Annotated in this window: 10 protein-coding genes; 7 read left to right on the forward strand and 3 right to left on the reverse strand. The window is 54.8% G+C overall.

The features are described from left to right. The first annotated feature begins 67 nt into the window (after positions 1–67). Both WBY09_RS06085 and WBY09_RS06090 read left to right on the forward strand, forming a co-directional pair. The gene (locus tag WBY09_RS06085; RefSeq protein ID WP_336232371.1) at positions 68–2425 is read left to right on the forward strand and encodes an ATP-dependent helicase; all 2358 of its coding nucleotides are present in this window, start codon (positions 68–70) and stop codon (positions 2423–2425) included. 75 nt (positions 2426–2500) lie between these two features. Next, complete coding sequence (locus tag WBY09_RS06090) at positions 2501–3382, forward strand: 50S ribosomal protein L11 methyltransferase (RefSeq protein ID WP_336232262.1); 882 nt, start codon at positions 2501–2503, stop codon at positions 3380–3382. Here WBY09_RS06090 and WBY09_RS06095 read toward each other — a convergent pair. Then, the gene (locus tag WBY09_RS06095) at positions 3379–4134 is read right to left on the reverse strand and encodes a sulfite exporter TauE/SafE family protein (RefSeq protein WP_063088819.1); all 756 of its coding nucleotides are present in this window, start codon (positions 4132–4134) and stop codon (positions 3379–3381) included. The genes WBY09_RS06090 and WBY09_RS06095 overlap by 4 nt on opposite strands. A gap of 514 nt (positions 4135–4648) precedes the next feature. Here WBY09_RS06095 and WBY09_RS06100 point away from each other — a divergent pair. Both WBY09_RS06100 and WBY09_RS06105 read left to right on the forward strand, forming a co-directional pair. Continuing rightward, positions 4649–5734 (forward strand): HD domain-containing phosphohydrolase, encoded by a 1086-nt coding sequence (locus tag WBY09_RS06100; protein ID WP_336232263.1) that lies wholly within the window; start codon positions 4649–4651, stop codon positions 5732–5734. A 19-nt stretch (positions 5735–5753) separates the two neighbouring features. Next, the gene (locus WBY09_RS06105) at positions 5754–9332 is read left to right on the forward strand and encodes a PAS domain S-box protein (RefSeq protein WP_336232264.1); all 3579 of its coding nucleotides are present in this window, start codon (positions 5754–5756) and stop codon (positions 9330–9332) included. 49 nt (positions 9333–9381) lie between these two features. Here WBY09_RS06105 and WBY09_RS06110 read toward each other — a convergent pair whose 3' ends face one another. Beyond that, positions 9382–10119: an SDR family oxidoreductase gene (locus WBY09_RS06110; protein ID WP_336232265.1), complete on the reverse strand. Its 738-nt coding sequence runs from the start codon at positions 10117–10119 to the stop codon at positions 9382–9384. Positions 10120–10257: 138 nt separating this feature from the next. Here WBY09_RS06110 and WBY09_RS06115 point away from each other — a divergent pair, with 138 nt between their 5' ends. The 3 genes from WBY09_RS06115 (at position 10258) to mgrA (ending at position 13952) form a co-directional block, all read left to right on the forward strand. Then, positions 10258–10533 (forward strand): hypothetical protein, encoded by a 276-nt coding sequence (locus WBY09_RS06115; protein WP_197145616.1) that lies wholly within the window; start codon positions 10258–10260, stop codon positions 10531–10533. Positions 10534–10765: 232 nt separating this feature from the next. After that, on the forward strand, positions 10766–12790 hold the full coding sequence (locus WBY09_RS06120; protein ID WP_197145615.1) for an aminopeptidase P family protein: 2025 nt from the start codon (positions 10766–10768) through the stop codon (positions 12788–12790). A gap of 109 nt (positions 12791–12899) precedes the next feature. Beyond that, positions 12900–13952, forward strand: coding sequence for an L-glyceraldehyde 3-phosphate reductase (gene mgrA, locus WBY09_RS06125; protein WP_197145614.1), 1053 nt, complete (start codon positions 12900–12902; stop codon positions 13950–13952). A gap of 81 nt (positions 13953–14033) precedes the next feature. On the opposite strand, the gene WBY09_RS06130 is transcribed toward mgrA, so the two are convergent. Next, the gene (locus WBY09_RS06130; protein ID WP_197145613.1) at positions 14034–14942 is read right to left on the reverse strand and encodes a LysR family transcriptional regulator; all 909 of its coding nucleotides are present in this window, start codon (positions 14940–14942) and stop codon (positions 14034–14036) included. Positions 14943–14982 lie beyond the last annotated feature (40 nt).

Here is a 14982-nt window from a genome sequence, read left to right on the forward strand (position 1 = left end):
AAAATCGTCGGGTCAATATGGAACGACACTGGCCCCCTTCGCACAGCGTGATATATATGCGGTCATGATGGATGATCCCTTCGAAATTGATGAATTCGCCGCCAGCCCCGAAATGCGTCTGGCCGATACACCGACCCCGGCATATCTCGACAATCTGAATGCCGAGCAGCGCGATGCTGTCGAAACGCTCGACGGGCCATTGCTTGTTCTGGCAGGTGCCGGAACCGGGAAAACGCGTGTTTTGACCACGCGTCTGGCGCATCTTCTGGAAACCAAGGCGCAAACCGAACGCCTGCATCCGCAGCAGATCCTTGCCGTTACCTTTACCAACCGTGCGGCAAAGGAAATGCAGGAACGTGTCGCACAGGCGCTTGGTCGTCCGGTTGAAGGTTGGTGGCTGGGAACCTTCCACTCGCTCTCAGCGCGCTTGTTGCGCCGTCATGCCGATCTGATCGGGTTAAAGTCAAACTTCACCATCCTTGATAGCGATGATCAGGTGCGCCTGCTTAAGCAGATCATGGATGCCGAACAGATCGATCCGAAAAAATGGCCAGCCAAGCAGCTGATGGGGATCATTCAGCGCTGGAAGGACAAGGGTCTGACGCCTGAACGGGTCAATGAAAGTGTCGAGTTCGCCAACGGCGGGGCCAAGCACCTTTACAAGATTTATCAGGAACGCCTCAAAGTCCTGAACGCCTGTGACTTCGGCGACCTGTTGCTGCATTGCCTGACCCTGTTCCAGCAGCACCCGGAAGTCCTGAAACAGTATCAGAACACCTTCCGCTATATTCTGGTTGACGAGTATCAGGATACCAACGTTGCCCAGTATCTGTGGCTGCGTGCAATGGCGATGGTCCATCGTAACATTTGCTGCGTTGGTGATGATGATCAGGCGATCTATAGCTGGCGCGGGGCCGAGGTCGGCAACATCCTGCGCTTTGAGTCTGATTTCCCAGGTGCCAAGGTGGTTCGTCTTGAGCAGAACTATCGTTCGACCCCACATATTCTGGCCGCTGCATCCAAACTGATCACGTTCAATGACGGCCGTCTGGGCAAGGAGCTGTGGACCGAGATTGATACTGGGGACAAGGTGTTTGTCAAAGGTGTCTGGGACGGTGAAGCAGAGGCCCGCCTGATCGGTGAAGATATCGAAGCCCTTCAGCGCAAGGGTGTTGGTGCATCCCAGATTGCCATTCTGGTGCGTGCCGGTTTCCAGACCCGCGAGTTTGAGGAACGCCTGATCACGCTGGGTATTCCGTACCGCGTTGTCGGTGGTCCGCGCTTCTACGAGCGTCAGGAAATCCGTGATGCGCTGGCCTATATCCGGCTTGTTGCGCAGCCCGATGACAGTTTGGCGTTTGAACGCATCGTCAATGTACCCAAGCGCGGGGTTGGCAAGGCAACGCTTCAGACATTGCATCAATATTCGCGTGATCAGGCGATTTCGTTGCCGGCGGCGGCGCGCGATTTGTTGGATACCGAAGAACTTAAACCCAAGATGCGCCAAAGCATCGGCGGTCTTTTGGGGGATTTCAAACGCTGGCGCGAAATGCTGTCGGGCAGCAGCCATGTCGAGGTGGTCGAAACCGTCCTTGATGAAAGTGGCTATACAGATATGTGGCGGACATCCAAGGAAATTGACGCACCTGGCCGTCTTGAAAACCTGAAGGAACTTGTTTCCGCGATTGGCGAGTTCGAGAACCTGACCAGCTTCCTGGAACATGTCTCGCTGGTGATGGAAAACGCGCAGAACGATCATGAGGAAAAAGTCACCATCATGACCCTGCACGCCGCCAAGGGACTTGAGTTCGATTACGTCTTCCTGCCCGGTTGGGAAGAGGGCGTGTTTCCGCATCAACGCGCGATGGATGAGAGCGGGGTCAAGGGCCTAGAGGAAGAGCGTCGTCTGGCCTATGTCGGGATTACCCGGGCGCGCAAACGTGCGACCATCTGTTATGCCGCCAATCGGCGCATCTATAACCAGTGGCAATCGGCCCTACCGTCGCGTTTTGTTGATGAGTTGCCCGACGAGCATATCGAACGCAGCAGCGATACCGGTCTTGGTGGGCATGGCGGCAATCATTCGCCAGGCGCCTGGGGTGCCGATGACTGGATGAAAATGCCAAGCTGGGCGAGTGATAGCAGCACGCCATCACGCAATCCGGTATCAGGTGCCGGGGAGCGTAAATTCGCCTCAAGCGGTTGGCAGGATCGCGTGCGCAAGAACGTGATTGATGTGAAGCCCGACGGTGAAACCAGTTATTCCACCAGTTCCAACTCATCGAAATACAAGGTGGGCGATACGGTGCGCCATCGTAAGTTCGGGTCAGGAACCGTCCGTGCGGTCGATGGCAACAAGCTGGAAATCCATTTCGAAAGTGTCGGCACCAAGAAAGTGGTCGACAGCTTCATCCTGCCGGGGTAAGCCCCGGGCAACATTTTCGGATGACCGATTTAACCGGGCAGAGCACATTTGCCGCCCACACGAGCGAGAAGCGATATGACCGAACCCGTCCTTTGCTATAACTTCAAGTTCGAAGTTGATGGCGCCTATGCACAGATGTTTGCCGACGCGCTGTTTGATTATTGCGATGCGCTTTCGCATTTCGAACGCGATGGCAATCCTGACGGACCTTGGCGTATCGAAGGCTTTGCCGGTGAGATGTTTGACAAGGGTGCGGTTGAGACCGCGGTGTCGATCATGGCATCTGCAGTTGGCATTGATGCGCCAACCGTGTCCTTTGGCACCTATGAGCCAAAGGACTGGGTCAGCGAAAACCTGCGCAGCTTCAAGCCGATCTCAGTCGGGCGTTTCTTTGTCCATGGTTCCCACTGGAACGAGGAAATCCCGGTATCCAAAACTGCCCTTCAGGTCGACGCCGGTCTGGCATTCGGCTCTGGCGAACATCAAACCACCAAGGGATGTCTTGCCGCAATCGACTGGCTGGCCAAACGCGGGCCGCGTCAGAATGCGCTTGATATGGGCTGTGGGTCCGGCATTTTGGGCATGGCATGTGCCAAAACCTGGCGGTGCCCGGTGATGATGGCTGATATTGATGCCGCATCGGTTCGGGTGGCACGCGAAAATGCCAAAACCAACAAGATCGCCGATCTTGTCACAGCCATTCATTCAAACGGTTTTCAGGATGCCCGTATTCGTGATGCCGGGTATTACGACATTGTCTGTGCCAACATCCTTGCCCGCCCGCTGCGTGGCATGGCGCATGACCTGAGCAGTACGCTGTCGGAAAACGGTGTTGTGATCCTCTCAGGCCTTCTTGCCCATCAGGAACAGTTTGTTCTGTCGGCCTATCGCGATGTCGGGCTTTCCCTGATCAACCGCTTCAAGGTCGAAAACTGGACAACACTTGTTGTCGGCTAAGCCATAAGGGCGAAGACAAAGCGATATATCCCCAGAAGGCCAAGGCCGACGATAAGGACGCCAACGGCGATCATAAGCGGCTTTCGCGGGATGATTTTGACAAGCACGGCCGCCAACGGGGCGGCCGGCACACCGCCGATTACAAGTGCCAGTGCCGCCATCCCGAAGCTTTCCAATCCGAATGATCCGGCAAATGTGACGGTAATCGTCACGGTCACAAAAAACTCGGCCGCAGCAGACGTTCCAAGCATGCGGTGCGGTTCATTGCCGCGATAGACCAGCGTGCTTGATACGATAGGTCCCCAGCCGCCACCCCCGATTGCATCAAGAAATCCACCGATCATGCCAAGCGGGGTAAGCCCGCGGATCGCCGCAGGCGGCTGAACTTTGCGAAGCGCCTTGGCAATTACAAGAACACCAAGTGCACTAAGATATACCGCGACAAACGGAGCCAGATAGTCCCCGATCCCCGATGATAAAAGAGCGGCCCCAGCACAGCCACCTATTGCACCGGCAAGTGCCAGTTGACGGACCATGCGCCAATCGACATTGCGTGCAAAATGGTGGGCTGTACCGGAAACAGCGGTGGTGGCAATTTCGGCGGCGTGGACAGTTGCACTTGCCTGTGCAGGTGGTAAGCCAAGCGTGATCAAAAGGGAAGTTGAGGTCAGGCCATAGGCCATTCCAAGGGCACCATCAATCAATTGGGCGATAAACCCAATCAGAACGATCCACCAGAAAAACTCATCCATCTTCGCCGCAAGCTCCAGGCATGGATACGATGCTGCAAAGTGTAGCAAGTTGGCGGCAATGCGATATTGCGTTGTGATCTCCGCGTGGCATTGCCGTTATGCATTAATGCCACGAGACTTTTGACAATTAGGTGCCCACGGATAACGGGCAATGCCTATCAGGTTCGCACCGGGATGCGGAAACGCCCATCACCAAAACCGGCTTGTCGGTCGCTGTTGCATGATGACCGGATGCACGATCCGGTTGCTTTGATCCATTTTCCGTATGCTGATTTTCTCCGATTCGCATTGCAATCGAGCATTCGGAATAGAAATCCTGGAGATACCAGAACTTCTCCATCAAAATTCAATCAAAGGTTTTTACTGCTTTTTCCGCGAAATCCCTTGGAAACCGGGCAAAAAACAGCCTGAGAACCGATCTCACACTTTTTGCGTATGTTGCAATATACAATACCAACGGATAGGTTTTATCTATTCGCTCGTAGAATTTTGTATCTGGCATGGGGCAGAGTGATTGAGTGAGCTTGAACGTCGCATTTTGGTTGTAGATGACGAACCGCCGATCCGAAAATTGCTGGCACGTATCTTGGAGCGTGCCGGTTTTGAAGTGGTGGTTGCATCTGACGGACTTGAAGCGCTTGAGACAGTAAAATCAGACGCATCATTGCGTCTGGTTGTTTCTGATTTGCGCATGCCAAATTGCAGTGGTCTGGACTTCGTCAAACGGGCAATCAACGAATACAAACGGGATTTCGAATTCATTCTGTTGACCGGGGATGGTGACAAGACCGATGCCGTGACGGCACTGCGTCTTGGTGTGCGGGAATTTCTTGATAAGCCGATTGAACGTGTCGATCTTGAACGCGCCGCACTTGATGCGCAGACACGACTGCAGGAACGGGACCGCGAAGTCGAACGTGTTCGCAAACTCGAACTTGAAAATATCAGTCAGTCGAAAACCCTTGATGATATCAGCCGCAAACTTGGCGGTGCCGAACAGGAAATGATCGACCGGCTCAGCCTGATTTCCCAGTATCGGGACATCGAAACCGCCGAGCATTGTGTTCGCGTCGGTCTTTATTCCCAATTGCTGGCAGAGATGGCCGGTCTGGATCAGAATGTTCAACGGACAATCCGTCTGGCCGGCATTCTTCATGATATCGGAAAAGTCGGCGTGCCCGACGAGGTGCTTCTGAAAAACGGAAAGCTGACCGACGACGAATTCAAGGTCATGCAGCGCCACACAGAGATCGGCTTTGCGATGCTCAATTCATCGGACAACCCGGTTCTTGGACAGGCCGCAATCATTGCACGCTATCATCACGAACATTGGGAAGGGTCGGGCTATTGTGTAGGCCTGTCGGGCGCGGATATCCCGATGATTGCGCGGATCGTCTCACTGGCAGACGTATATGACGCCCTTCGCAGTGCGCGCCGATACAAACCGGCCTATGGCCACACAGAGGCCGTCAATATCATTACCAAAGGTGACGAGCGAACCTCCCCGGAGATGTTCGATCCGAAACTTTTGGGGCTGTTTGCCGACAATCATCTGCGCTTTGAAAGCATCTATAACAGCATGCCCGACCAGTTGGTCTGAGAATGGGGCCCGATAACTCATGCCAAAAAGATTAAGCGCCAATCTGGACCGGACAAGAAACCGCATCGCAGACTTTATGCTGTTTGTGATGTCGATTGGCGGTTTGCCCGCACTGGTTTCCTCGATGTTGCGCGAAGCAAGTCAGCGTTCGATCACGGTCGAGATCATCCATCTGTTGGTTTTTCTGGCCGTTGTTGCCGGTCTTGTACTGCGTAAGCGCTTTTCGACCTTTACCAAGTCGGTTGTGATTGTCGCCGCAATGACAAGCATGTCGTTGCTTTATATCGTCAGATTTTCACCCGCAAGCGGCATGGCGATGATGATTGTATCGACCGTGATCGTGGCGCTGTTCTGGCGATTTTCCGTGACCATTCGATACGCGGTGTTCTGCGTTGTCGCGATTGCAAGCGTCGGCGTGATGCGTGTTTTCAACCTCGACGGGGGCTTGATTACCGATAGCGGCACCGTTCCCCATACGTTGCCGGTTTGGGGATCGGCACTGTTTGGGTATGTCTGGATGACCGCGTCACTTGTTGTCGGGATCGTCTGGATGCGGCAGGCACTTTTGCAAACCAGCATGGACCAGTTGCGTTCGCAGAACGAACTGATGTCGGGCAAAAAGTTTCTTGAACAAATCCGCGAAAGTGCGTCCGAAGTCGCCAACCATTTCTCGTCACTTGAGCGCATCGAAAATGCGTCTTTCCGCCCAACATTGAAGCGTTTTGCCAACCTGATGAATTGTGAACGGGCAAGTCTGTGGTTGGAAAAAGATGATGGTGACGTTGAGTGCGTCGGGCTGTTTGATGCCAATGATCCGTCGGCAAAACATGATGGCATGATTTTGAAACGCGTTGTATTGCCGCGATATTTTGCCGCGCTGGAAACCGGGCAGATTATCGATGCGGACAACGCCGTTGAAGATCCACGTACTTCCGAGCTTAAAGACGCTTATCTGATCCCGATGAATATCAAGGCAATCCTTGATGTTGCGTTGATCTCGGCGGCGGGCCGAATGGGGATATTGTGTTTTGAGTCTGTCGGGCGGACCAGAGTATGGCGCCCTGAGGAAATCGTTTTCGCCCATATGGCAGGTGGGTTGTTGGCAGCCGCCGCAGGCATGAAAAATGTCATGGAGGCCAATGACGAGCTTAGCTTCTCGCGCCGTCGCTTTGAGGCGGTTGCCAACTACACCTACGGCTGGGAAAGCTGGATCGCACCTGATGGCAAACTGATCTGGGTAAATCCGGGGATTGAACGCGTTCTTGGCTACACGGTCGATGAATGCATGGCGTGTGGTGATTATCCGCTGTCATTTATTGCGCCCGAGGATCGCGACCGTGTGCGCCACTATATTGACGAAGGTCTTGATGGCCTGTCAGGCAGTGACCGCGAATTCACCGGTGTTCACAAGGATGGCCGTAAGGTCGGTATCGACATGTCATGGCAACCGATCGCCGATAGCGACGGTGGGAACCTCGGCATCAGGATCAGTTGCCGCGATATCACCGAACGCATCCGTTATCGCCAGGATCTTGAGGTTGCCAAAAGTGATCTGGAGGCCAACCAGCGCCGCCTGCGTGCGCACTTCAACAACGCGAAAATCGGGGTGTTTTACTGGACGCCGGACAGAACCATCATCGAGGTGAACGAAACGGCCTGTCAGCTGTTTGGCTACAATGCCGATGAGATGGTTGGCAAGAAGCTTGAGCTTCTGGTGCCCGAGGAAGACCGGGCGCGTCTTGGCACTCTGATCGAACGGATCATGGAAACGCAAAACAGCGTCAATAACCGGTTCGAGAATGTCAAACGTGATGGCAGCCGCATCATCTGCGAATGGTATGAAAGCCCGATATTTGATGCCAATGGCGAACTGGATTGTATCGCCAGTTTCGCACTGGACGTGACGGAGCGTGAACGCCATCAGGAGACACTGGAATCCATTTATCGTGGTATCCGCTATCAGGTCGGTGCCGGGTTCTTTGAAAACCTGACAAAGGTTCTGTGCGAAACACTTGATATGACCTATTGCCACATCGCCGAACTTGTCGGTGACCGGGTGAAATCAGTTGCGTTCTATTCCCCGGATGGCAGTCGCGGCGGCCTTGATTTTGCCTTGGCTGGGTCTGCTGCGGAACGCGTTATCAAGGAAGGCACGTTTGTCTGCAAAGACAATTTTTCCGTTTTGATGAAGGATGTCCAAAAGGTCACTGACGTTGATGTCGTAGGATATGTCGGGGCCGCGCTTTACGATAGTGAGGCACGCCCGATCGGTATTCTGGTGACCATATCGGACAAATCACTTGGTGATCCGGAACTGGCGAAATCCATTGTCGAAGTGTTCGCGTCACGGGCGTCTGCCGAACTTCAGCGGCTTCAGTCCGAACGCAAACGTGAAAAACTTGAACAGCAACTGCGTCATTCCCAGCGGATGGAAACCATCGGTGTTCTTGCGGGCGGGATCGCACACGATTTCAACAATATCCTGCAGCCAATCAGTGGTTATGCCGAACTGCTTTATTCCGATTTGCCCGAAGATTCACCGCTGCGTGAAGATGTTATGGAAATTCGCCAGGGCGCAGATCGGGCCCGTGATCTTGTCCGTCAAATCCTGGCATTCAGCCGGAATTCAGAAACAGAACGTTCTCCGATTGATGTCGGGTCGATGATTTCGGGTACGGTTCGTTTTGCCCGTGGGTCCATGCCATCAAGTGTCTCGATCAAGGTCGAACTGGGGGCGAAATCCATGACCGTGATGGGCAACGCAACACAGCTTGATCAGTGTTTGATGAACCTGATCACCAATGCCTGTCATGCGGTTGGCGATCAGGGTGAAATTCGCGTGAAGGCAAGCCGCTTTGAAGTCACTGAAGACAGTCTGGAAATACATCCGTTATTGACGGTCGGGCGCTATATCCAGATTAGCGTTGTGGATAACGGCGTCGGTATGGAGCCGGAAACAGCCAAAAGGATCTTTGATCCGTTCTTTACCACCAAGGAACCGGGCAAGGGTACTGGTCTTGGTCTGTCTACGGTGCATGGCATCGTGACTGGCCACAAGGGCGAGATATCGGTTTATAGCCGTCTGGGGCAGGGAACCCGGTTCGCGATCCTGTTGCCGGAACATGATCGCGAAGCCACGGATGAAAAGCGCGAAACCCGCAGTCTGTCGGCAGGTGCGGGCGGGCATCTTGCGGTCGTGGATGACGAGGAAAAGAACCTCAGGCTTTGTGCGCGCATGTTGGAGCGGATCGGATATTCCGTCGATACGTTTAACGAGGCCGCCAAGGCGCTCGAAGCGCTGAGTGCACCGGATGCAAACTTTGACGCGCTTCTGACTGATCAGACCATGCCGGGCATGACCGGCCAGAAATTGATCGAAAAGCTGCGAGAGGCTGGCAATGAAATCCCGGTTGTCGTGATGACCGGGTATGCCTCAGACGAGGTGACCGACGCCTTCAATGCTTTGGGGGTTGCGCGGATACTGGCCAAGCCACTTGATATCATTGAATTGCACGATGGCTTGGCCGCGGTGTTTGGCGAAACAAAGGACGTGGCGATGGCATCTGCCGATTTGCCGGGAAAGCCTGAAACGCCCTAAGAGTACCCAAATCCGGAAAGTTGTCGAGTATCAGGCTTGATCGGTCGCGCTACCGGCCGCCTGATACATCAATGATGCTGCCTGTGACATAGGACGCGTCGCCCGAGATAAGCCAAAAGATGCTTTGGGCGACTTCCTGCGGGTCGCCGGCACGTCCCAATGGGCAATTCGGGCCAAGTTCATGGGCGCGTTCCGGGCGGCCACCACTTGCATGAATATCGGTTTCAATGATGCCCGGGCGCACGGCATTGACACGAATCCCTTTCGGACCGAGTTCCTTGGCAAGGCCGATAGTCAGCGTGTCGATTGCCGCTTTTGATCCGGCGTAATCAATATATTCGCCAGGTGACCCAAGCTTTGCAGCAATGGACGAAACATTGACGATAGCGGTACCGGAACGAAGGGTTCGTGCGGCTTCGCGTGCAACCAGATAGGCACCCAGCACGTTGGTATCGAACACGGCTTTCATGCGATCAATATCCATATCCGCAAGTGTGCTTTGCTGGGCGACAATGCCAGCATTATTGACCACGGCGTCAATCGCGCCAAACCGATCACGTGCGGCCTCAAACAGGGCAATAACGCTGTCTTCATCGCGGACATCGCATTTGCGGGCAATCACATTGCCGGTAAATCCGGCGCGCTCGCACATCGCACATGTTTCATCAGCACTTTCCTGATTGCCAACAAAGCTTAGCGCAACGTTCCAGCCCTTGGCGGCAAACAGAACAGCAGTTGCGCGTCCGATACCGCGTGACCCACCGGTGATCAGAACTGTCTTGGTCATTTCCACTCCGCATCGTGATGATGATTTACTGTTTGGGGCACTATGGCGTGCTGGCCTGCGACTGGTCAAAAAGAAACGGCCCTGCTGTGGAGAAGCAGGGCCGTTTCAGAGGGAAAAGACAAAAATGCCGCAAGGATCATGAACCGTGATCCTGCGCTTCGTCTTTTGATGCAGACCAACCCGGGCGGGATTGATCCGTTATTCCGTATCCTTGGCATCTTGCGGGTCGTTTTTAGTTCGATCCGCAATGTCGTCTGCCGGATGGGCAGGGCCAGTATCAAGACCGAGCGCAGTTTTCTGACCAATGGCCAGGCGCTCAAGGCCGTCATAGGCCGTCTGGCGACGACGGGATTGTATGACGCTCAAGGCAGTAATAGGAAAACGGATCACCGTTCATGGTCTCCAGCAAATTGACGTCCCGACGGGCCATCTTTTTGTCGCGGGACTGTCATACGTTAACCTTTGGCTAATGTGCATTGCGAAGGTTGCAACGCATTCATACGCGGGATGCATGCACCGGTGTTTCGGGCGGGGAAAAGGGCGTAGTATGTCCGAAAGTTCTTTGGTGCTTGCGCGACATCGGCACAAACCCTTACATAGGTCTTACCACCTGCCCAATGCCCCACATGTTTTAAAGAGGATCTTCATGGCCAATTCCGGTGATGCTCAACTTGCCAAACTGCTTGAAGCCGCCAATGTCGACAAGGATGTTAGCGCTGTCATCGACCTGATTGACGGTGTTCTGGCCGCAGCCCAGGGCAGCACGCGAGAAGACTGGATTGATCTGATTTGCCAATCCCCGGATGATGCCCTGCGGGCCGAATTGCTGGCCCTGCGGGATGAGCGCAAAACGCTTTTTAAAATGGCCAAGGATGATTTTGACGCCGCCCATCGACTGGATGCCTTGCGCACCTATCTGACGGCCAAGGGCGTTGACGGCTTTATTGTGCCGCGTGCGGATGAACATCAGGGTGAAAATGTGCCAGCACGGGCCGAACGTCTGGCGTGGCTGACCGGCTTTACCGGATCTGCGGGCGCGGCCGTTGTCTTGCGCAACAAGGCCGCTGTTTTTGTCGATGGCCGTTACACCATTCAGGTGCGTCAGCAAGTTAACCGTGATCTGTTCGAATACCGCCACCTGGTTGAAGAACCAGTTGTCGGCTGGTTGCATGATCATCTGAAATCGGGCGAGAAGCTGGCTTATGATCCGTGGCTGCATACCGTGCAACAGGCGACCCATCTGCGGTCTGCCTGTGAAGCCGTGGGAGCTGAACTGATCGCGATTGATACCAACCCGATTGACGCCATCTGGCATGCCCAGCCGCACCTGCCGCTTGGCCCGGTGCGCCCGCATCCGATGGAATATGCCGGTAAATCCAGTTTTGAAAAGCGCACCCAGATTGCCGAAATCCTGTCGCGCATTTCGTGCGACAGCGCCATTCTGTCGGCACCTGACAGCATCGCGTGGCTTTTGAATATCCGTGGTGCCGATGTGCCGCAAACACCGCTTGCACTTGGCTATGCGATCATCAACGGCGATGCCTCGGTCGAACTTTTCATGGACGAACGCAAGATCGCGCCAGAAACGCTCAAATGGCTGTCGGGTGAGGCAACCTTGCGGGCACCGGGCGAACTCGGGGATGCCCTGAAGGCGATGGGCAATCAGGCTGTGCGTCTGGATGAAGCCACTGCAGCCGACTGGCTGCGCATGAAATTGTCCGACGCCGGTGCCACCGTGCGTGTCGGGCGTGATCCGGTCGCCATTCCGAAGGCCTGCAAGAACGAGGTCGAACTTGAAGGTTCGCGCAAGGCCCACAAACGCGACGGCGAAAAGATCATTCGTTATTTCAAATGGCTTGATGAAACGGCCGCCAACGGTGATATCGACGAACGCGCGGCAGCCGACATGTTGCTATCAATGCGTGCCGAAGATCCGTTGTTCCGTGATTCAAGCTTTGAAACCATTCCGGGCAGTGGCCCGAACGGGGCGCTTTGCCATTACCGCAATACTCCGGAAACCAACCGCAATCTGACCCCGGGCGAGATTTTCCTGATTGATTCCGGCGCGCAATATCTTGATGGCACCACCGATATCACGCGCACGACCGTGATCGGGAATCCGACGCAGGAACATCGCGACCGCTTCACCCGCGTGCTGAAGGGGCATATTGCCCTTGCCCGCGCGGTATTCCCGGTTGGAACGACAGGCCAACAGCTTGATACGCTGGCACGCATGCCGCTATGGGAAGCCGGGCTTGATTTTGACCATGGCACAGGCCACGGCGTTGGCAGCTACCTTGGTGTGCATGAAGGTCCGCAACGTATTTCCAAGGCGCCGAACACGGTGGCCCTGAAACCGGGCATGATCCTTTCGAACGAGCCGGGCTTTTATAAGGAAGGCGAATACGGCGTTCGCATTGAAAACCTGATTGCGGTAACTGAAATCGATGCGCCGATTGGGGCAGATCGCAAGATGCTTGGCTTTGAAACGCTGACTTTCTCGCCGATTGACCGCAAACTGATCGATCCGGAATTGATGACCAGGGACGAGCTGCAGTGGCTTAACGATTACCACGCACAGGTCTATGCGATGTATGCCGATGATCTCGATGATGATCATCGTGAATGGCTGCAAAACGCAACAGCGCCGATCAAAAAGAAATCAGACTGATTTCTCGCTGTGTACTAGGCACTGACAAACAGGGTCGAATGCCCTATTAAGACTGCATTGGATCGATTCAAGAAAAGCGGTAAACCGCTTCTGAAAGCAGGAGGAATATATGGCTGAAGTCGAAGCCCAGTGGATGGCAAATCCTGATCGCTATAACGATGAAAACTGGGACCGTTGCGGGCGCAGTGGATTGCTTCTGCCGAAAATCACGCTTGGTCTGTGGCAGAATTTCGGTGGCGTCGATGTTTATGAAACCCAGCGGGCGATGGTCCGCCGCGCGTTTGATCGCGGTGTGTTCCACTTTGATCTTGCCAACAACTATGGCCCGCCGCCGGGTTCGGCCGAAGAAAACTTTGGCAAGGTGTTGTCGCAGGATCTTAAAAAGCACCGTGACGAGTTGATCATTTCCACCAAGGCTGGCTATCGCATGTGGCCGGGACCGTTTGGGGAATGGGGGTCGCGCAAGTACCTGATTTCCAGCCTTGATCAAAGCCTTAAGCGGATGGGGCTGGATTATGTCGATATCTTCTATTCCCACCGGGTTGATCCCAACACCCCGCTTGCCGAAACCATGGGCGCACTTGATCAGATCGTGCGTTCGGGCAAGGCGCTTTATGTCGGGATTTCGTCCTATTCCCCGGAAATGACCCGCGAAGCGCATGCGATCCTCAAGGACATGGGAACGCCGTGCGTCATTCATCAGCCGTCCTATTCGATGGTCAATCGCTGGGTCGAGGATGGTCTGCTTGATACCCTTTCCGAGCTTGGCATGGGCTGCATCGCCTTTTCGCCGCTTGCACAGGGTCTTTTGACCAACAAGTACCTGAATGGCGTGCCAGAGGATTCACGTGCCGCCCTTGAAGGATCCTTCCAGAAAGGCATGCTGAGCGACGAAAACATCAATCGCGTTCGCGCACTGAACGAGATCGCCAAACGTCGTGGTCAAAGCTTGGCCCAGATGGCGATTGCCTGGGTGCTGCGCCGTCCCGAGGTGACCTCTGCCCTGATTGGTGCACGTCATGTTCAGCAGCTTGATAACAGCCTTGATGCGCTCAATAACCTTGAATTCAGCGCAGACGAGTTGGCCGAAATCGATAAATATGCCGGGGATGCCGGTATCAATCTTTGGCAAAAATCGTCGGACAGTCAGGCACCCGTCTGATCCCAACGATTGATACGATGATAAAAACCCCGACCGAAGGATGATTTGGTCGGGGTTTTGTTTATCAGAGCCCTTGTTGGCCTATTTTGGGTTGGCCATCGGAACAGTGCCAGCAAGATCACGCAATGTATCGACAACCGCCTTGCCCCCGGCACTCAGCGGGCGATCCTGTAACCAGGACAGCATCACCTTGCGCGACAGTTCAGGGTTGGTGATGCGCCGTGCCTTGAGACGCCCGGTCGAAAGTTCCTGAACCAGCGAACTGCGCGGCAAGACGGTATGCCCGACATTGCGCGTCACCAGATCGACCAAAACGCGAAGGGCATCGGCCTCGACCACCGGGGTCAACGGCCGTCCGGCGCGAAAGGCCGCTTCCTGCATCATGGCGCGCAGCCCGTGCTTGTTGGTCGGCATGATGAGTGGCAGGGACAAAACATCTTCATAGGCGATTTCGGTTTCCTGTTCGCCGACCTGTGAGGGGTGGGAAATCAGAAACAGGTCTTCACGCCATAGCTGTTCGGCATGAAGGCTGCGTGAAATCATGCCGTCATGTAGGATGCCGATATCAAGTCGCCCCGAAAGTAGTCCTTCCTGCACATCACCCGTCAGGTCTTCGGCAACCGTGATGTTAAGGTCCGGGTACCGATCGCGCAGAGTTTCAATCAAAGCCCCGGTAATGACGATCCCGGCGCTGGGCGGAACGCCGACATGCACATGGCCTGTCACCTGACTGCTGCGGGCCGAAAGATCCGCTTCAAGCCGGGCAAGATCGGTCAGGATCACGCGGGCCCGTTCGGCAAGCATCTGGCCTGCTTCGGTCAATTTGACACCGCGTCCGGTGCGTTCCAACAGTTTGGTGTCAAGCGCCTCTTCGAGAAGGTTCAGCTGCCGACTGAGTGCAGGCTGCGACAAATTAAGTCGCTCTGCCGCGCGTGACAGGCTTCCGAGTTCGGCAATATGTACAAAGCTTCGAAGTTGTTTGATATCCATCGGGCGTGATCCTGAGCAGCTTTGCGCATCCATGTGCCTG

Source organism: Thalassospira sp. CH_XMU1458 (assembly GCF_037027205.1).
Lineage (GTDB): Bacteria > Pseudomonadota > Alphaproteobacteria > Rhodospirillales > Thalassospiraceae > Thalassospira > Thalassospira tepidiphila.